Genomic DNA, 17,597 nt, shown 5'->3' on the forward strand with positions numbered 1-17,597 from the left:
TCTTAAGGATTTTTAATGTTCAAAGTGCTACGCGATTGGATTCAGCGCTACTTCTCCGATGAAGAGGCGGTGGTTCTGGCAGTGCTGCTGTTCCTGGCGTTTACCGCCGTGCTTACCTTGGGCGGCATGTTGGCGCCGGTGCTGGCGGGAATGGTGCTGGCGTATCTCATGCAGGGGCTGGTCACGACGCTGGAGCGCTTGCGGCTGCCCGGCACTGCGGCAGTCGGGCTGGTGTTTGCCCTGTTCATGGGCGTGCTGGTGGTGTTTATCGTGGTAATCGTGCCGTTGCTCTGGCACCAGTTAGTGACCTTGTTCAACGAGTTGCCGGGGATGCTCGCCAAGTGGCAATCCCTGCTATTGCTGCTACCTGAGCGTTATCCGCACCTGGTGTCCGATGAGCAGGTGTTGCAGACCATCGAAGTGGTGCGCGGCGAGATTGGCAAGTTCGGCCAATGGGCTCTGACGTTCTCGCTGTCCAGCCTGCCGCTTCTGGTCAACATCATGATCTACCTGGTGCTGGTACCGATCCTGGTGTTCTTCTTCCTCAAGGACCGGGAAATGATCGGGCGTTGGGTGCGTGGCTACCTGCCTCGTGAGCGGGCGCTGATCACCCGAGTGGCCCAGGAGATGAATCGGCAGATCGCCAATTACATTCGCGGAAAAGTCATCGAGATTTTCATCTGCGGCGGCGTGACCTATATCGGTTTCGTGACCATGGGGCTCAATTACGCCGCCCTGCTGGCGCTGCTGGTGGGCATTTCAGTGGTGGTGCCTTACGTCGGCACCGTGGTGGTGACCGTGCCGGTGGCCTTGATTGCGCTGTTCCAGTGGGGCTGGAGCGATCAGTTCATCTACCTGATGGCGGTCTACGGGATCATCCAGACCCTGGACGGCAACGTGCTGGTCCCGCTGCTGTTCTCCGAGGCGGTGAACCTGCATCCGGTGGCGATCATTTGTGCGGTGCTGCTGTTTGGCGGGCTGTGGGGGTTCTGGGGGTGTTCTTTGCGATTCCCCTGGCGACGCTGTTCAAGGCGGTGCTGGATGCGTGGCCGAGCAAGGAGCCGGTTGTCGCGCCGTTGTTGTAGCTTTGACTGATGGGGTGAGGCGGATGGCCTCATCGCGAGCAAGCTCGCTCCCACACGGGATAAGTGGTGTTACTCAATCCAGTGTGGGAGCGAGCTTGCTCGCGATAGCGCCAGTAAAGGCAGCGAAAGTTTCAGCCCTTGTTGAGCGCCTGGGCCGCCGCCAACACCGCATCCACATGCCCCGGCACCTTCACGCCACGCCATTCCTGGCGCAGCACGCCGTTCTTGTCGATCAGGAAGGTGCTGCGGTCAACGCCCAGGTATTCCTTGCCGTAGAGCTTTTTCAGCTTGATCACGTCGAACAGCTGGCAGACCGCCTCGTCCTTGTCGCTGATCAGTTCGAACGGGAACTCCTGCTTGCACTTGAAGTTCTCGTGGGACTTGAGGCTGTCCCGGGAGACGCCGAACACTTCGGTGTTGGCGGCCTGGAACTGCGCGTACTGATCGCGAAAGCCCTGGCCTTCGGTGGTGCAACCGGGAGTGCTGTCCTTGGGGTAGAAATAGATCACCACCTGCTTGCCCTTGAGGGCGGCGAGGCTGATGGTCTGCCCGCTGGTGGCGGGCGCCTGGAAATCGGTAACCGGCTGGTCGACGGCAACGGCCATGAACGCTTCCTTACATTGGGTTTTGTGGGCGCCACGGTTCGATCAGGGCATCCAGGTTCATCGCATCGGCGAAGTCCAGGAACTGATCGCGCAGCCAACTGATCTGGGTGCCGGCGGGCAGGGTCACGGTGAACGTGGCGTTGAGCATGGTGCCGCCGGTCTGCGGGGCCTGGTAGGTGTCGCAGGTCAGGTTTTCCAGCTCGACGTGATGGTCCATGAAGAACTGGCACAGCTCGTTGATGATGTCCGGACGGTAGGCCGAGCTCACGTAGGCCACGTAGGGCAGGGCCTGTGGACGGTTCTCCAGGGCGGCGCTGCGCACGACGTTGACGGTAAAGGCATGCTTCTTGGCCAGCACCGGCAGGCCGCCTTCCAGGCGCGCCAGGGCGTCCCAGCTGCCGGAGATCTCCAGCACGAGTGCACTGCATTCGCCATGACGGGTCAGGCGTGAGGTTACGACGGCGCAGCGATTTTCATGGCTGGCGCGGCACAGGACGTTAGTCAGCTCCATGGGGTTGGCGCCAAGGGCACTGATAACAAGGAATTGTTCGCGGACTGTGGGGGTGGACATGCAGCATTCCTAAAGCGATGAGCGGTCGGTACCTTTGCCGCTCGACACAGCGCCCGGCCCGGGAAAACGAACGGCTCAAGCCTTTTGTCCGGGGTTGCGCTGCATTCCGCGACAGCGGGAATGCACCAGGACAAACCCGGGATCGGGGCTTGTGGCGTCGAAAACGGAGGCTGGAAACCGGCGTATGAGCTTGTCGGTACCGATCAAAGCCTGAAGGGTAGCGAAAACCATCGCCCAGGGGAATGGTAGTTCGCTTGTACAAGCATCTTGGCGCCAGTACCATTACCGCTCTCTTTTTCCGGCAGGAGCGGTTTCATGATTGCGGGCAGTATGGTGGCACTGGTCACACCCATGGATGCACAAGGGCATCTTGACTGGGCCAGCCTCAGCAAACTCGTGGACTTCCACCTTGAGAACGGCACCCATGCCATTGTCGCCGTCGGTACCACCGGCGAGTCGGCAACCCTCGACGTCAATGAGCACATCGAAGTCATCCGTGCCGTGGTCAAGCAGGTCAACGGTCGCATCCCCGTCATCGCCGGTACTGGCGCCAACTCGACTCGCGAAGCCGTCGAGCTGACCCGCAACGCCAAGGAAGCCGGTGCCGACGCCTGCCTGCTGGTCGTCCCGTACTACAACAAGCCGACCCAGGAAGGCCTGTACCAGCACTTCAAGCACATTGCCGAAGCCGTCGACATCCCGCAGATTCTCTATAACGTTCCCGGCCGCACCTCCTGCGACATGCAGGCCGAGACCGTGATCCGCCTGTCCACCGTGCCGAACATCATCGGCATCAAGGAAGCCACCGGCGACATGAAGCGCGCCAAGGCCATCCTCGATGGCGTGAGCAAGGACTTCATCGTGCTGTCCGGGGATGATCCGACAGCGGTCGAGCTGATCCTGCTGGGTGGCAAGGGCAACATCTCCGTCACCGCCAACGTTGCCCCGCGCGAAATGGCCGACCTGTGCGAGGCCGCGCTCAAGGGCGACGCCGAGACCGCACGGGCCATCAACGAAAAACTGATGCCGTTGCACAAGGACCTGTTCATCGAGGCCAACCCGATTCCGGTGAAGTGGGCCTTGGTCGAAATGGGCCTGATGCACGAAGGCATCCGCTTGCCACTGACCTGGCTGAGCACCCCCTGTCACGAACCGCTGCGGCAGGCCCTGCGCCAGTCCGGCGTCCTGGTTTAATTGAGGAAGTACAACGCATGAAGCGAATGGCCGGACTTTCCGCACTTGCCTTGATTATCTCCAGCACCAGCGGCTGCGGATGGATCTGGGGGCCGGAAGGTTACTTCCGCGACCGTGGTAGCGATTACCTGCAAGCGCAACAGACTGCACCGATGCAACTGCCGCAAGACGTCAACATCGCCAAGCGCCTGGATCCGCTGCTGCCGATTCCGCGCAACGTCGCGGACGACAGCGTCAAGGGCGAGTACATCGTTCCACGTCCGCAGCCGCTGTCGGCCGTGGCCGACGCCAGCGACTACACCCTGCAGAAGAGTGGCGATTCCAGCTGGGTCATGGGCCAGCATCCGCCAGCCGAAGTCTGGCCGGTGGCGATCCAGTTCTTCCAGGACAACGGTTTCCGCCTGGACGAACAGCGCCCGCAAACCGGCGAGTTCACCACCACCTGGCAGCGCTCCGATGAACTGTCCGCCGCCATGGCCAAGCGCCTGAGCGCCGCCGGTGTCGCGGCCGACAGCGAAACCCGCGTGCGGGTGCGTATCGAGCCGGGCGTGCAGCGCAACACCAGTGAAATCTACGTGGTCAGCGCCGAGCGTCCTGCCGGCAGCACCGCCGACGTGGCCTTCACCAACCGTTCGGTCAATACCGGCCTCGACGCTGCCCTGGTGGACGACATGCTTGCCAGCATGAGTCGTACCGCGGAGCAGGGCGGTTCGGTCTCGATGCTGGCGTCCAAGGAATTCGATGCGCCGAGCCGCGTCAGCCTGAGCGAAGACGGCAGCGGCAACCCGGTGCTCAACGTCGGCTCCGACCTGGACCGTGCCTGGTCGAGCGTTGGCCGTGCGCTGGAACAGGGTGAGTGGCGCGTTGAGGACATCAACCGCAGCCTGGGCCTGTACTACATCAACCTCGCCGAGAAGGCCGAGAAGAAAGACGACAAGCCCGGCTTCTTCAGCGGCCTGTTCGGCAGCAAGCCGGACAAGGAAGAGATCGAAGCCCGCGCCGAGCGTTACCAGGTTCGCCTGAGCAAGGTCGGCGAAAGCGTCCAGGTCACTGTCGAGAAGAACATCAACACCGTGGCGCCGGCCGATGTGGCCCGCAAGGTATTGAGCGTGATTCAGGATAACCTGGGCTGATCCGATGCGTTTCGCCGTTCTCGGCAGCGGTAGCCAGGGCAACGGCACGCTGGTCGCCAGCGCTGGTACGTACGTGTTGGTCGATTGTGGTTTCTCCCTGCGGGAAACCGAGAAACGCCTGTTGCGCCTGGGTGTGCACCCGGCGCAACTGAGCGCGATACTCGTGACCCACGAACATGCCGACCACGTGCATGGCGTGGGTTTGCTGTCTCGGCGCTACAATCTGCCGGTGTACCTGAGTCGTGGGACACTGGCAGGCCTGCGCAAGCCCATCGAGCCAGCCGGCTTCGTGGTCGGTGGCGAGCAACTGCGTATCGGTAGCCTGGACATCAGCGTGGTCAGTGTGGCGCACGATGCCCGGGAACCGACGCAATATGTGTTCAGCGATGGTGAACGACGTTTCGGGTTGTTGACCGACCTGGGGTCGTACTGCAACAGGGTGATGGACAGTTACCGGGACCTCGATGCATTGATGATCGAGTCCAACCACTGCCGTGACATGCTGGCCCGTGGTTACTACCCGTACTTCCTCAAGCAGCGGGTCGGCGGGGAACACGGACATTTGAACAACCACCAGGCCGCGTTCCTGGTGGCCGAGTTGGGCTGGCAAGGCCTGCAACACCTGGTCCTGGCCCATCTGAGCAGCAAGAACAACCTGCCGCAGCTGGCCCGGCAATGTTTCGTCGACACCCTCGGGTGCGACCCGGACTGGCTGCAACTGGCCGATCAAGATTCAGGGCTCGACTGGCGACATATCGCCTAGCCCACTACTTAGCAAGCGGAGCCCATCATGGAAAAACGTGAAGAACTCTACCGCGGCAAAGCCAAGTCGGTTTACAAGACCGACGACGCTGACCGCTTGATCCTGCTGTTTCGCAACGACACCTCGGCGTTCGACGGCAAGCGCATCGAACAGCTGGACCGCAAGGGCATGGTGAACAACAAGTTCAACGCCTTCATCATGCAAAAACTCGAAGCCGCCGGCGTGCCGACCCAGTTCGACAAGCTGCTGGGCGACAACGAATGCCTGGTCAAGAAGCTGGACATGATCCCGGTCGAATGCGTCGTGCGTAACTACGCCGCCGGCAGCCTGGTCAAGCGCCTGGGCGTGGAAGAGGGCATGAAGCTCAACCCTTACACCTTCGAGCTGTTCCTGAAGGACGACGCCAAGGGCGACCCGTTCATCAACGAATCCCACGTCGTGGCATTCGGTTGGGGCACCACCGAGCAACTGGCCCGCATGAAGGAATTGTCCCTCAAGGTCAATGAAGTGCTGACCAAGCTGTTCGACGACGCCGGCTTGCTGCTGGTGGACTTCAAGCTTGAATTCGGCGTGTTCAGCGACGGTTCCATCGTCCTGGGCGACGAATTCAGCCCGGACGGCTGCCGCCTGTGGGACAAGGACACCAAGAAGAAGATGGACAAGGACCGCTTCCGCCAGGGCCTCGGTGACGTCATCGAAGCCTACGAAGAAGTCGCCCAGCGCCTGGGTGTACCGCTGTAATCGACGCAAGCATCTGATAGCACGGAAAAAATTTCGCTCGGGGGTTCGCTTCCGGCGAATGTGCTGGTATGATGCGCGCCACTGGAGAGATGCCGGAGTGGCCGAACGGGACGGATTCGAAATCCGTTGTACTGGCGACAGTACCTAGGGTTCAAATCCCTATCTCTCCGCCATTATTGAATACGACTAAGCCCCTGAAATGGTTGAACATTTCAGGGGCTTTTTCGTTTCTGGCGTTTTGTCGCGTATGGCGAACGCGGCGACATGGATTGTGCGGCAGTACTGCGAGCGTGAACGTCGGGGCGCGGATCGCCTGACCTATGATTTGCGCCGCGATTTAAAGACTGGGACAGGCCACAGTTTTGAGTTCACTCATCATCAGATCGTGATCTGTTCCCATTTCTTCCCCCCCCCGGATTGAGAATACGGAGGGATGACCGGCATCAGTATCTTGATTTCTAGTATCCAACTGGATACGGTCCGCCGATTAATTATCTCATTCAGCAAACGCAGACGTTTACTGCTTGGCATTCATCGGTTCGTGATCTGCGAGCAAAAATCGCTATCGCCCCCCGCATTGATCGTGCCGCAGCGGGTCACCTGGGCGATGTGAAACCTGTCGGTGATGGTGTTTCAGAGTTGCGTGTGGATGTAGGCGCTGGCTACCGGGTCTATTTCACCCTGCGCGGTGGAGTGGTCATCGTGCTACTGGCTGGGGGCGACAAGTCTTCACAGAGTGCTGATATCCGGCGAGCGAAGAAATTGGCAAAGGAGATTTGAGCGTGAGCCAACACCTGACGACATTTGACATGGCCGCACTACTCGATAGCGACGAAGCGATCAGTGAATACCTTTCCCAGGTGTTGGCTGATGGTAATAGCGAGGAGTTTCTCCGAGCGATCGGCTATGTAGCCAAGGCCCGAGGCATGGCGCAGATCGCTAAAGACTCCGGCATGGGACGAGAAAGCTTGTACAAGGCGTTCGCCCCCGGATCAAAACCGAGATTCGATACCGTACTCAAGGTCATTCATGCGCTAGGCATCGATCTTCATGCGCAGCCTGGGCATGCGGCTAATCATTCACCTGTCTGAAGAGTGGATTAGAGCGGAGACTGGGAACAGACCACGATCGTGAGTTCATCTGTAATCAGCCTGCCTCTAATCGTGGTCTGTCCCCGCTTTCTTTCTGCTTTCTTGCCGCTTTCCTCAGTGGGTTACCAAGCCCTGTCGCTGAATGTTCAGCGACATTCAGAGCGTAACGCGACAGAAAATCTCCGGCGAGAGGCTTAGGACCAGAATAGTTCTTTTGGTGGGGGGCAGAAGTTTCTACGTGAGGACTGAATGGTCGGATAGGGCATGGCATCGGAACGCTCAGCGTTGCCTTGGTTTAATCCTTGCCTGGCTCTCCTTATATTTCGAACTGTTTGGGTATCCAGCATGGACGAAAATCCAGTATCGAGCCAACCTAACAAAGTAGTAGCGTTAAGCCTCTATTGGCCCATTCGGGAAAATGGCTACGGAGCTAGGAAATGGAATTTATAGAACGCTTGAACGCAATGTCGGCGAAGGTGAATCAGTTAGCATCAACAATCCAAACTGAGGAAGCGACTAAGACTGCTTTTGTAATGCCATTCATTCACACGGTGCTTGGCTATGACGTTTTCGACCCATCCGAAGTCGTGCCCGAATATATATGTGATATTGGTACAAAAAAAGGCGAAAAAATTGATTACGCGATCTTAAAAAATGGCCAGATTCAGATTCTTATTGAGACTAAAAAAATTGGCGAGTCGCTAAATATAAATCATGCTAGCCAGTTATTCAGATATTTCCATGTCACTACCGCAAGGATATCGATTTTAACAAACGGCAGATTCTACAGATTCTTCACTGATTTAGATGCTCCAAACAAAATGGATGAAAAACCATTTTTGGAGATAGATCTTTTAGATGTCGACGAACACGTGATACCTGAGCTGCAAAAGCTTACAAAATCAGCGTTTGACGTTGAGTCAATCATTAACGCGGCAGGCGAATTAAAGTACGTAGGACAGATAAAAAGAGAGATGGCCTCTCAGTTCACCCAGCCCGACGATGATTTTGTGCGGTTCTTTGCTTCTCGAATCTATGAAGGTGTGATCACTCAAAAAGTAAGAGAGCAGTTCGCGCTTCTTACCAAAAAGGCTGCATCTCAGTTCCTAAACGACCAAATTAACGATCGCCTGAAGTCCGCAATCAGCGGCGTTCCGCTACCGACTCCGGCGGAGCGGGTTGTATCCGAGAGCCAGCCCGAAACAAATGATGCGCCTGAAGATCGAGTCCTTACTACGATGGAGGAGCTGGAGGGCTTTCATATCATAAAAGCGATAGTGCGAACAGTAATCGACTCGAAACGGATCGCACACAGAGACACTCAGAGCTACTTTGGGATCTTGTTGGACGATAACAATCGAAAGCCAATCGCTAGACTCCACTTTAATAGAAGCCAAAAATATTTAGGTGTTTTTGATAGGGACAAAAATGAAACTCGACATCCTATTGATTCACTCGATCAAATTTATGACTTTTCGGACTCCTTAAAAGAGACGATTACTTATTATCACGGGCAGTCTTGAAATAATAAATTCCAGTTTTTTGCCTAAAGCCAAGGACTGGAATATACGATTTACGCCGATGACTGTTTGAGGAACAGACGCATAGCTGTGGTCGGTCCCCGTTTTCCATTTTTTCAAAAAAGGCAGAAGTTTTTACGGGTGGTAACCAGGCCTTTGTATAGGAAACTTGCCAGTGATTACAAATTTATCGAACACTTTTTGACCATCACGTGCAGCTTGCCGAACGTCAAGAAATGTCAGCTCATCGTGTGTGACTTTCTTGTGCGGTTTGTCGACTTTTTTGTAGTAGTCATCGGAGCCTCCGAGATATGTGTATTCATGCTGATCGGCTTATGTGATTAATCGAGTCCGGGCAAACTGGAGGGTTTTGGTGCCATCGAACCGTGCTAGTCTCGACGAAATGGGCCTCGTGAGAGGCCCTTTGAACTAGGCCGGCTCTGCGTCCAAGCGTCGGGCTATGACATCGAGTACGTCGCAACCATCCCTCAATGGAATGCAGCACAGTTGTGCAAAGTCCTGGAGGACCACTGAGTCACTCGGAATGTCTCCTCGCATGGCGAGGTTCTCTAACAGCTGAGTGACCGCGCGAATTCTATAGCCTGCCGTATCAAGCAGGATGTGCAAGGGGACGGAGGTATCGACGAAGAGGGGTTGATCGTCGGCATTACTGGTAAGAGCCATGTATCTATTCATTTTTTAAATTCCATTTGATTGATGACCTTCTTAGTCGTCGCCAAACGAATAAGGTGGTAGCTGTACGCAGGTTGGCGAACCGGACAAATAGAAAAACCGGTAGATCCGAAGATCTCCCACGCACAGCTACCGAAAAGCAGCATATTGCGCACGGTAGCGTTCCGCAATCCGCGAGAGGTTCCTGCATATTTGTCATGGGTCGCCAAACCCAAGCCGCTCTTACGAACGACACTTGGACTATAGAGCCCTTCTGGAGAAATCATCAATCAGATGATGAGTCAGAAAATTCTTTAAATTATGTGGGCGAGAAATGTCAGAAAATTCCCCGCAGCAGTTGCCTTCCCCCGCCTTTTTTATCCCGCCCAACCCCCTCCGCGATCTGCATAACCTCGGTGTCTGCCAGGCCCAAAGCTTTGTAACAATTAGACTAATGGTCTATAGCTGAAGACAAGGCTGCCGATAGGCAGGTATTCCCCGTGTAAGGAGTGACACCATGCTGCGGTTTTTTGCCGATCTGGGCTTTCGCTGGAAAATCACCCTTCCGATCGCATTCCTGGCTGTGTTGTTGGTGTTGATGGGGTGGTCGGGCATGCGTGGTATCGGTCAGGTGACCGAATCGAGCACGCAACTGACCAAGCGTTATCTGCCGGCGATCAGCCTGTTGCTCAACGCCGACCGTGATCTTTATCAGGCTTTCGTCGCCGAGCGCAGTCTGCTTGATGGTCATGCAAGCGAGCATTTGAAAGCGCTGAGCGCCAGTCATGGCGAGAATGCGAAGCAGGCTTATGACCGCGTGCAAAAATATGCCGCGATGCAACCCGGTGCCGAAGCACAGGCATTGGTCAGTCAGTTCAATGACAGCTTCGGGAAATGGATGCAGGTGTCGCGACGGGTCCTCGAGCTGTCTGTAGGCGATCCGCAGGGTGCCAGCGCGCTGAGTTTTGGTGATAGTGAGCGCCTGTTCGAAACCATGCGCGACTCCATCGACAAGCTGGGTGAGCTGGAAGATGCGGCGTCGCATCGCGAAGGCGACGCCGCGATCGATAACGGCAAGGCAGTTGGGATGCAACAGGGTGCGATTCTGCTGGTCGGCCTGCTCAGTTGCATCCTGGTGCTTTTCGTTCTGCCACTTGTGGTGCTGAGTCCAATGCGTCGACTGCTGCACCGCGTCGAGCAGATTGCCGAGGGTGGTGGCGATTTGAAAGGGCGTCTGGAGGTACGTTCGGCCGATGAGTTGGGTCAGCTCAGCGGAGCCTTCAACCGTTTTCTCGACAAGCTGCAACCGTTGATCGCCGAAGTTGGGCGGGTCACCGGGGAGGTTGACTCCGCAGCGCGCGCCATGGCTGATATGGCCGCCACGAATGACCGGTTGATCAGCAGCGAGCATGCGGCGCTCGATCAGGTCAGTACCGCCGCCACCCAGATGAGCGCGGCGGTGCACGAAGTGGCGCATAACGCGGCGAACGCCTCGGGCGCCGCGCAACAGGCGAGCAGTCAGTCTCGTGACGGCGCCGAGGTGGTCAGCAGCACCATCGAGTCGATCCGCCAGTTGGCCCAGGAAGTGGAGAGCGCTTCGGGCACGATCGAGGCACTGGCCCAGGAAACTTCCAGTATCGGTGCGGTGCTCGAAGTGATCCGTGGCATTGCCGAACAGACTAACCTGTTGGCGCTGAACGCTGCCATCGAAGCCGCGCGGGCCGGTGAGCAGGGCCGTGGTTTTGCCGTGGTGGCCGACGAAGTGAGAGCGCTTGCGGCGCGCACACAGGATTCGACCAAGGACATCCAGGTTCGCATCGAGCGGTTGCAGAGCGGTGTCGCCAAGGCTGTACAAGCCATGCATGTGGGCAGCAGCAAGGCCCGGGACAGTGTCGAACGAGCCGCGGGCGTCGATCAGGTGCTCAGCGGTACCGGCGGTTCGATCCAACGGATCAACGACATGGCCGCGCAAATCGCCAGTGCATGTGAGGAGCAGAGCAGCGTCACTGAGGAAATAGCCCGCAATATTTCTGACATCCGTGATCTGTCCAACGAAGCGGCATCCAATTCTGCCCAGAGCATGCAGGCCAGCCAACAGCTGTCCAGCCTGTCGAGAAACCTGGCAGAACTGACCGGCCGTTTCCGCACCTGAAGCAGGGTGTCGTGTCCACTGACGAGCAACTGCAAGCCCTGCATCAGGACGGGGTCGTCCTGATGCCCGGCGTGTTGAATGCCCGGCAGATCGCCGACCTGCGCCATGCCATTGACCAGTTGAAGCCCCTGCATTGGGACTACAGCGGCGTCATCGATCATTACAAATGTGTGTTCAATCGCGATCCGTTCTGGCTGCCCTTCCTGGATGTGGCCGGGGTGATCGAGCTGGCCGAGGCGGCCCTGGGCGATGATTGCCATGTCATCGGCCAGACGGCCTGGCGCTGCCATCCCGGTTTACCGGGGCGCCGTTGCACCTGGATTATCTGGCGATGCAATTGCCGCCAGGGCTGTTGGCCGACCCTGCCTTTGAACTGCCTATACAGGTTTTTACCGCGCAGTTTTACCTGGATGACATCGACGCCGACTTGAGCCCGACACAGGTCATTGCGGGCAGCCACAAGGCCGGCCGGGCACCGGTGAAGGGCGAAACGCAGTGGCAAGGGCACCCCGCGCAGCCGGTGCTGTGCCGGGCGGGCGATGTGTTGATACTGCGCAGTGAGTTATGGCACGCCGGCAGCGACAACCGGACCGCCGACCGTACGCGATACATGCTCCAGGTGCACTACGGTCGGCGGATGGTCGCGCAGAAGTTCTCGCCCTATCTGCACTGGCAGTTCAACCCTGTGGTCTTGGCCGCCGCGACATCTCGTCAGCGGCGGTTGTTGGGCCACCACCAGGAGGCTGAATACGATTGAGCCTGGCTCAGTCAGATCCAGACATCGTTGACCGCCGTTCGCTCATTGGTTTCTTCGCCGGTATTGATCACGCCGCGAGGCTCGATCAACAGCAGCTTCACTTCCTGGGCGGCGCTGGGCTTATGCTCCACACCTTTTTTGACCACGTACATCTCGCCCGGGCCAATCGTCACCGCGCCGTCGCGAAAGTCGATACGCAGTTCGCCCTCCAGCACGATGAAGGTTTCATCCGTATCGGCGTGGGCGTGCCAGATGAAGTCGCCTTCGAGCCGGGCGATCTTGAATTGGTAGTCGTTCATTTCGGCCACGACTTTCGGCGTCCACTGTTCCTGGAACAGGGTGTATTTCTGGGCGAAGTTGATGGGGGCGTAACGGGTCATCGAGGCATCTCCTTGGTGGGGTGGTGCGTCCTACTTTATGGTTCGAGCCAGTGTGCGTATTGGATGATCGTGCAGCTTTTTGCGCCGCGCAGTCGCTGTCCTAGCGTCGCATGTTCAGCCAGCGTGCCGGTGAAATACCGAAGGCTTGTGTATGCAACCGGGTCATGTGGCTCTGATCGAAAAAACCACAGGCCAGGGCCACTTCGCTCAGTGGCGTACCGTGGAAGGCCAGGCGTCGGGCTTCGCTCAAGCGGCGCTGGGTGATGTAGCGATAGGGGCTGGTGCCGTACAGCGCCCGGAAGTCCCGGGACAGACTCCATCGGTCCCTGCCGCTTGCCTGCACCAGATCGTCCAGGGTGATCACCTGGTCGAGGGCATCGTGGATGAACAGGCGGGCACGTTCTGCCGCCGGGTAGTCGATCAGCCGCCGTCCGCGCCTGTTGCCCGCCGCAACGTCGAGGGCCTGGGCCACATCGTAGATGGCGTCCTCTTCCTCCAGCGGGTCGAGGGGATGATCCAGGCTGTTCAACAATCGACGGGTCGCGATGTTGAGGCGGGGATCGCTGGACAATCCACCTTCGATGAAAGGCAGCGGCTTGCCCCCCAGCACCTGCTGGATCACCGACGGTTCTATATAGAACATCCGGTAACGAAAGCCATCGCGGGTCCCCGCTTCGCCATCGTGCACTTCGTCCGGGTGCAGGACGATGGTGCCGCCGGGCTGGCTATGACGCTTGCTGTGGCGATAGTTGAAGCTCTGGACGCCGGAAAGCGTGATGCCGATGGCGTAGGTGTCATGGCGATGGGTGGTGTAGCCATGCCCACTGAAATAAGCCTCGATGCGTTCCATTTTCCTCGATTCGGGCGCCCGCACCAGCCAGTCGCGGTTGTGGGTGGATCGAGTCATTGCACCGGCCTCCTGTTTTCGTCCGTATACCCTACCTGCCTGGCAACCATCGTCACAGCAAAAAGCAGAAGCGATGTAGGCGCTGTCGAGTGCAACGAGGCTGCGATCTTTCTCCAGACACTTGAATCTCAAGCGAAAGATCAAGATCAAAAGATCGCAGGCTTCGCCAGCTCCTACAGACCCCGCTTGGCGGTGCTCAGATCTCTTTCACGGGCGTCTCGTCATGGACGTTCTTGATCAACCTGACGGCATGAAGGCAGTCACTCTTGTTCACATAGGCTTCGCCACTGGCGATCGTTTCGTGGTTGCCGGCTCTCAAGCGCCAGCGCCATTGGCCTTTTCCGGTGCTCGGGTTGCCTCGGGTCTGTCGATAGATTTCAAAATACATCGGTTCGCTCCCTGCGATTCATTCACTCAAGACATGCGTTGAACATGTGGCTGCAAGCCTAGCCAAGTGGTTGGTTTTGGCTATGGGAAATTCGTTTCCATTGGTTATCAAATATTGCTGGGCATGAGCGCTGGCCGGGAATTTGACCGTTACAGTGTGAAAAGTCATGTTGCGAATATGTGGTCGGCTTAAGTTCTGACTGGATCCTTGCGTTGCCCTGCCTGGTCCTGCTTAATACGGTTCGACGCCTAGGGCCGGAAGCCCGATGGGACTGAAAACACTATAAGAAAAAGAGCCATCAAGTGACTGAATATCCAGGAGCGGATCTGCAAGGTCGTCTAGCGCTTTCGCTTGTCATTCCGGTCTATAACGAAGCCCAGTCCATCGATTTGTTCATGGCCAGGATCGACCAGGTCTTTGCCCATGAATCGCTGGTGAGCCTGGAACTGGTGTTCGTCAACGACGGCAGCGTGGACGATACGTTGGCGCTGCTGCTGGACAGGCAGAAGGCCGACCCGCGTATCCGCATCGTCGACCTGAGTCGCAACTTCGGCAAGGAGGCAGCGTTGAGCGCGGGCCTGCAAGCCGCCCGTGGCCAGGCGGTGGTGCCGATCGACGTCGATTTGCAGGATCCTCCCGAAGTGATCCTGGACATGATCGCCCATTGGCGCAACGGCGCCGAAGTGGTGCTGGGGCATCGGATCAATCGCGATTCCGACTCCTGGGCCAAACAGGTTTCCGCCAACGGGTTCTACCGGCTGCACAATAAAATCGCCGACCACAAGCTGCCGGAGAATGTCGGCGATTTCCGCTTGATGGATCGCTGTGTGGTCGATGCCCTTCTAACCCTGCCCGAATCGCGCCGCTTCATGAAAGGGCTGTTTGCCTGGGTGGGGTTCCGGACCACCCACGTGGACTACGTCAGGCCGGAGCGGTCCGCCGGTGAAAGCAAGTTCAATGGCTGGCGCCTGTGGAATTTTGCCCTGGAAGGCATCACCAGCTTCAGCACCGAACCGCTGCGTATCTGGACGTACCTGGGGCTTTGCGTCTCGCTGGTGTCCTTTGCATTTGCCATGTTCATCGTGTTGCGGACCCTGATTTCCGGGGTCGACCTGCCGGGCTATGCCTCGCTGATGGTCGCGGTCACGTTCCTGGGCGGACTGCAACTGATCGGCATCGGCGTGTTGGGGGAATACCTGGGCCGCACCTATATCGAATCCAAGCGTCGGCCGGTTTTCCTGGTGCGGCGCATCTATGACGCCAAGGACTGACCATGGATCTCAAGGAAACCGACATCCTCGGTCCCGATATCGAGCAGCATTGGTACTACCGATCGAAAGCGCGGGCCATGCTCCACATGCTCAAGGGCACCTCGGCCAGTACGTTGCTGGACGTGGGCGCCGGCTCGGGCTTTTTTTCCCATCACCTGCTGACCCATACCCCAACGGCCCAGGCCTGGTGCGTGGACATCAGCTATCCGGCCGACTCCGACGCCAGCACCGCCGGTAAACCGGTCCGCTACCGACGCGCCATCGACACGTTGGACGCCGACCTGGTGTTGCTGATGGACGTGTTGGAGCACGTGGATGATGATGTGGGCCTGCTCAAGGCCTACGTCGACAAAGTGCCGTCCGGTAGCCGCTTCCTGATCACCGTGCCGGCGTTCCAGTTTCTCTGGAGCGGGCATGACGATTTCCTCGAGCACAAGCGCCGCTATACCCTCAAACAACTGGAAAGCGTCGTGGCGCAGGCCGGTTTGCAGGTCCAGCAAGGGGCGTATTACTTCGGCCTGGTATTTCCCATTGCCGCCGGCCTGCGCCTGTTGCAGCGCAAAACCTCCGGGGCACCGGCCAAGTCGCAGCTTGCGCGGCATCATCCGCTGGTCAATGGCGTGCTGAGGACCCTGTGCAGCCTGGAGCGTCCATTCATGGGGGCCAATCGTATCGCCGGCCTGACGGTGTTCTGCCTGGCGCAGAAGCCGTGACCTGGACGCACTCGCCGCTGCTGCGACGTGCCTTGCGCTTTGCCATGACCGGCCTGCTCGTCACCGCGGTCCATGTGGTGGCTGCCGTGCTGTTTGTGCACTTGATCCTGGCCAACCCGCCACTGGCCAACGGTTTCGCCTTTGTCGTGGCGACCGTGGTGTCGTACCTGATCAACACCCTCTGGAGCTTTTCCAGCCGCTTGCATGGCCGCACCCTTGGCCGTTTCGTCGTGGTATCGATCGGCGGGTTCGGGCTGGCGATGCTGGTGGCCTGGGTAGCCCAACGTGTCGGCCTGGATTACCTGGCGGGCATCGCGGCCGTGGCGCTGATCATCCCCGTGTTCACCTTCATCCTGCATAATTTCTGGACGTATCGATGACCGTTCGCGGCAAGCATCACCTGGTTTCCTTGTTGCCCATACTGCTGGGTACGCTGGCGTTCCTGCTGGTGATCGGCCCGCGGGTGCTGGACCCGACGAACATCGCCTGGTTGGGGGAGGGGGATGCGGCGACCCATTACATGGGCTGGGCGTTTTTCCGCAGTTCGCCCTGGACCTTTCCGTTGGGCACGAACCCTTCCTATGGGTTGGAATTGGGCAACGGCATCATTTTTTCCGACTCCAATCCGCTGCTGGCATTTGTGTTCAAACCCTTCAACGCATGGCTTCCCGAGACGTTCCAGTATTTTGGCCTGTGGTTGCTGGCCTGTTTCATCCTGCAAGCCTGGTTCGGCTGGAAACTGGTCGGCCTGCTGACGCCGTCGCTGTGGATCAGGTTGTTGGGTACCGGGTTGCTGGTGTTTTCGCCGCCGATGTTTCTGCGCATGGGCGGGCATCTGTCGCTGTCCGGGCATTTCCTGATCCTGGCGGCCTTGTACCTGGCGCTGCGGCCCGGTGTGCAAAAACGCCGCCTGGCCTGGGGCGGGCTGTTGGCCGCCACAGCGCTGGTACACGCTTACCTGTTGGCCATGGTGGCGTTGATCTGGCTGGCCGACCTTGCCAGTCAGGCCAGCAAGGGCCGAGTGTCCCGGCGCGATGCCTGGATCGAGCTGGGTGGCTTGTTTTTGCTGGTTGCGTTCTGTTGCTGGCAGGCGGGTTATTTCAGCGTGGGTGGCGGGACCGTGGCGGGGGGTTATGGATTGTATCGCTTGAACGTGATGTCGCTGGTCAACCCCAGCGGCTGGTCACACACCTTGCGCGACATGCCCCAGGGCCCGGGGACTACGAAGGTTTCAACTACCTGGGATTGGGTGTCCTCATGCTGGCGATCTGCGCTGGCGTGGCATTGCTGCAAGGCAACACCGGTTTGGCGAATGCCGTGCGCCACAGGCGACTGTTGCTGTTGGCATTGATCGGGCTGACGCTGTTTTCGCTGACCAACCACGTCGGCATCGGCATGCTGAATATGCACTACTGGCTGCCCAAACCCCTTGAACTTCTGGCAAACGTCTTTCGCGCGGCCGGTCGAATGTTCTGGCCCGTGTTCTACGCCATCGTATTTGTCGTCATCTTCGCGGTGATCCGCGGCAACAAGCCACGGGCAGCGGTGTGTCTGCTGGCCATCGCCCTGGTGGTGCAAGTGCTGGATACCCGCGCGGGATGGGCCGGCCTGCGCCAGAGCCGGATGGTGCCGGCGGCCTCGAGTTGGCCCACGG

At 58.4% G+C, this 17,597-nt stretch carries 17 protein-coding genes, 1 tRNA gene and 4 pseudogenes; 16 read left to right on the forward strand and 6 right to left on the reverse strand.

Annotation, left to right across the window (positions count from 1 at the left end):
* Positions 1–15 precede the first annotated feature (15 nt).
* A pseudogene (locus tag ACZ5M5_RS07545) lies at positions 16–1,085 on the forward strand (AI-2E family transporter).
* A 131-nt stretch (positions 1,086–1,216) separates the two neighbouring features.
* Here the strand turns inward: ACZ5M5_RS07545 and ACZ5M5_RS07550 are convergent.
* The gene (locus ACZ5M5_RS07550; RefSeq protein ID WP_024616115.1) at positions 1,217–1,690 is read right to left on the reverse strand and encodes a peroxiredoxin; all 474 of its coding nucleotides are present in this window, start codon (positions 1,688–1,690) and stop codon (positions 1,217–1,219) included.
* Positions 1,691–1,700: 10 nt separating this feature from the next.
* Positions 1,701–2,261 (reverse strand): glycine cleavage system transcriptional repressor, encoded by a 561-nt coding sequence (locus tag ACZ5M5_RS07555; RefSeq protein ID WP_060738760.1) that lies wholly within the window; start codon positions 2,259–2,261, stop codon positions 1,701–1,703.
* 315 nt (positions 2,262–2,576) lie between these two features.
* Between ACZ5M5_RS07555 and dapA the strand changes: the two genes are divergently transcribed.
* The 8 genes from dapA (at position 2,577) to ACZ5M5_RS07595 (ending at position 8,706) form a co-directional block, all read left to right on the forward strand.
* Positions 2,577–3,455 (forward strand): 4-hydroxy-tetrahydrodipicolinate synthase, encoded by an 879-nt coding sequence (gene dapA / locus ACZ5M5_RS07560; protein ID WP_060738759.1) that lies wholly within the window; start codon positions 2,577–2,579, stop codon positions 3,453–3,455.
* Between the two features lie 17 nt (positions 3,456–3,472).
* Complete coding sequence (gene bamC / locus ACZ5M5_RS07565) at positions 3,473–4,588, forward strand: outer membrane protein assembly factor BamC (protein ID WP_060738758.1); 1,116 nt, start codon at positions 3,473–3,475, stop codon at positions 4,586–4,588.
* A 4-nt stretch (positions 4,589–4,592) separates the two neighbouring features.
* Positions 4,593–5,351 carry an MBL fold metallo-hydrolase gene (locus tag ACZ5M5_RS07570; protein WP_103309781.1) on the forward strand — a complete coding sequence of 253 codons (759 nt, stop codon included), beginning with the start codon at positions 4,593–4,595 and terminating at the stop codon, positions 5,349–5,351.
* A gap of 27 nt (positions 5,352–5,378) precedes the next feature.
* Positions 5,379–6,092, forward strand: a complete 714-nt coding sequence (gene purC / locus ACZ5M5_RS07575; protein WP_057449754.1) for a phosphoribosylaminoimidazolesuccinocarboxamide synthase — start codon at positions 5,379–5,381, stop codon at positions 6,090–6,092.
* An 83-nt stretch (positions 6,093–6,175) separates the two neighbouring features.
* Positions 6,176–6,265, forward strand: a tRNA-Ser gene (locus ACZ5M5_RS07580).
* 313 nt (positions 6,266–6,578) lie between these two features.
* Positions 6,579–6,872, forward strand: a complete 294-nt coding sequence (locus tag ACZ5M5_RS07585) for a type II toxin-antitoxin system RelE/ParE family toxin (RefSeq protein ID WP_192263467.1) — start codon at positions 6,579–6,581, stop codon at positions 6,870–6,872.
* A 2-nt stretch (positions 6,873–6,874) separates the two neighbouring features.
* Positions 6,875–7,183, forward strand: coding sequence for an addiction module antidote protein (locus tag ACZ5M5_RS07590; protein ID WP_464738844.1), 309 nt, complete (start codon positions 6,875–6,877; stop codon positions 7,181–7,183).
* 437 nt (positions 7,184–7,620) lie between these two features.
* Complete coding sequence (locus tag ACZ5M5_RS07595) at positions 7,621–8,706, forward strand: type I restriction endonuclease (RefSeq protein ID WP_464738845.1); 1,086 nt, start codon at positions 7,621–7,623, stop codon at positions 8,704–8,706.
* Between the two features lie 426 nt (positions 8,707–9,132).
* Here ACZ5M5_RS07595 and ACZ5M5_RS07600 read toward each other — a convergent pair whose 3' ends face one another.
* Positions 9,133–9,399, reverse strand: coding sequence for a short-chain dehydrogenase (locus tag ACZ5M5_RS07600; RefSeq protein WP_464738846.1), 267 nt, complete (start codon positions 9,397–9,399; stop codon positions 9,133–9,135).
* 493 nt (positions 9,400–9,892) lie between these two features.
* On the opposite strand from ACZ5M5_RS07600, the pseudogene ACZ5M5_RS07605 reads away from it, so the two are divergent.
* The 3 genes and pseudogenes from ACZ5M5_RS07605 to ACZ5M5_RS07615 all read left to right on the forward strand — a co-directional run.
* Positions 9,893–10,669, forward strand: a pseudogene (locus ACZ5M5_RS07605) (MCP four helix bundle domain-containing protein); the annotation flags it as partial.
* A gap of 78 nt (positions 10,670–10,747) precedes the next feature.
* A complete protein-coding gene (locus ACZ5M5_RS07610; RefSeq protein WP_373419643.1) occupies positions 10,748–11,527 on the forward strand; it encodes a methyl-accepting chemotaxis protein in 780 nt (259 codons plus the stop codon).
* Positions 11,528–11,589: 62 nt separating this feature from the next.
* Positions 11,590–12,284, forward strand: a pseudogene (locus ACZ5M5_RS07615) (phytanoyl-CoA dioxygenase family protein).
* Positions 12,285–12,295: 11 nt separating this feature from the next.
* Here ACZ5M5_RS07615 and ACZ5M5_RS07620 read toward each other — a convergent pair.
* The 3 genes from ACZ5M5_RS07620 to ACZ5M5_RS07630 form a co-directional block, all read right to left on the reverse strand.
* Positions 12,296–12,664 (reverse strand): cupin domain-containing protein, encoded by a 369-nt coding sequence (locus ACZ5M5_RS07620; protein ID WP_060738754.1) that lies wholly within the window; start codon positions 12,662–12,664, stop codon positions 12,296–12,298.
* Between the two features lie 100 nt (positions 12,665–12,764).
* Positions 12,765–13,571, reverse strand: a complete 807-nt coding sequence (locus ACZ5M5_RS07625) for an AraC family transcriptional regulator (RefSeq protein ID WP_060738753.1) — start codon at positions 13,569–13,571, stop codon at positions 12,765–12,767.
* A 196-nt stretch (positions 13,572–13,767) separates the two neighbouring features.
* Positions 13,768–13,959, reverse strand: coding sequence for a YegP family protein (locus tag ACZ5M5_RS07630; protein ID WP_060738752.1), 192 nt, complete (start codon positions 13,957–13,959; stop codon positions 13,768–13,770).
* 302 nt (positions 13,960–14,261) lie between these two features.
* Here ACZ5M5_RS07630 and ACZ5M5_RS07635 point away from each other — a divergent pair, with 302 nt between their 5' ends.
* The 4 genes and pseudogenes from ACZ5M5_RS07635 to ACZ5M5_RS07650 form a co-directional block, all read left to right on the forward strand.
* Positions 14,262–15,230, forward strand: a complete 969-nt coding sequence (locus tag ACZ5M5_RS07635; protein WP_060738751.1) for a glycosyltransferase family 2 protein — start codon at positions 14,262–14,264, stop codon at positions 15,228–15,230.
* Positions 15,231–15,232: 2 nt separating this feature from the next.
* Entirely contained in the window at positions 15,233–15,943 is a 711-nt protein-coding gene (locus ACZ5M5_RS07640; RefSeq protein ID WP_060738750.1) for a class I SAM-dependent methyltransferase, read from the forward strand.
* Between the two features lie 44 nt (positions 15,944–15,987).
* Positions 15,988–16,323: a GtrA family protein gene (locus ACZ5M5_RS07645; protein ID WP_060743069.1), complete on the forward strand. Its 336-nt coding sequence runs from the start codon at positions 15,988–15,990 to the stop codon at positions 16,321–16,323.
* Positions 16,320–17,476 (forward strand): annotated as a pseudogene (locus ACZ5M5_RS07650) (DUF6311 domain-containing protein); the annotation flags it as partial. The gene ACZ5M5_RS07645 and the pseudogene ACZ5M5_RS07650, both read left to right, overlap by 4 nt.
* Positions 17,477–17,597 lie beyond the last annotated feature (121 nt).

The organism is Pseudomonas sp. Van50 (genome assembly GCF_055390755.1).

Coding starts and splice junctions, on each gene's coding strand:
- ACZ5M5_RS07610 (WP_373419643.1), top strand. CDS start 10,748: ATGGCCGCCACGAATGACCGGTTGATCAGCAGCGAGCATGCGGCGCTC.
- ACZ5M5_RS07600 (WP_464738846.1), bottom strand. CDS start 9,399: ATGAATAGATACATGGCTCTTACCAGTAATGCCGACGATCAACCCCTC.
- ACZ5M5_RS07595 (WP_464738845.1), top strand. CDS start 7,621: ATGGAATTTATAGAACGCTTGAACGCAATGTCGGCGAAGGTGAATCAG.
- ACZ5M5_RS07630 (WP_060738752.1), bottom strand. CDS start 13,959: ATGTATTTTGAAATCTATCGACAGACCCGAGGCAACCCGAGCACCGGA.
- ACZ5M5_RS07555 (WP_060738760.1), bottom strand. CDS start 2,261: ATGTCCACCCCCACAGTCCGCGAACAATTCCTTGTTATCAGTGCCCTT.
- dapA (WP_060738759.1), top strand. CDS start 2,577: ATGATTGCGGGCAGTATGGTGGCACTGGTCACACCCATGGATGCACAA.
- bamC (WP_060738758.1), top strand. CDS start 3,473: ATGAAGCGAATGGCCGGACTTTCCGCACTTGCCTTGATTATCTCCAGC.
- ACZ5M5_RS07625 (WP_060738753.1), bottom strand. CDS start 13,571: ATGACTCGATCCACCCACAACCGCGACTGGCTGGTGCGGGCGCCCGAA.
- ACZ5M5_RS07640 (WP_060738750.1), top strand. CDS start 15,233: ATGGATCTCAAGGAAACCGACATCCTCGGTCCCGATATCGAGCAGCAT.
- ACZ5M5_RS07570 (WP_103309781.1), top strand. CDS start 4,593: ATGCGTTTCGCCGTTCTCGGCAGCGGTAGCCAGGGCAACGGCACGCTG.
- ACZ5M5_RS07645 (WP_060743069.1), top strand. CDS start 15,988: ATGACCGGCCTGCTCGTCACCGCGGTCCATGTGGTGGCTGCCGTGCTG.
- ACZ5M5_RS07620 (WP_060738754.1), bottom strand. CDS start 12,664: ATGACCCGTTACGCCCCCATCAACTTCGCCCAGAAATACACCCTGTTC.
- ACZ5M5_RS07550 (WP_024616115.1), bottom strand. CDS start 1,690: ATGGCCGTTGCCGTCGACCAGCCGGTTACCGATTTCCAGGCGCCCGCC.
- purC (WP_057449754.1), top strand. CDS start 5,379: ATGGAAAAACGTGAAGAACTCTACCGCGGCAAAGCCAAGTCGGTTTAC.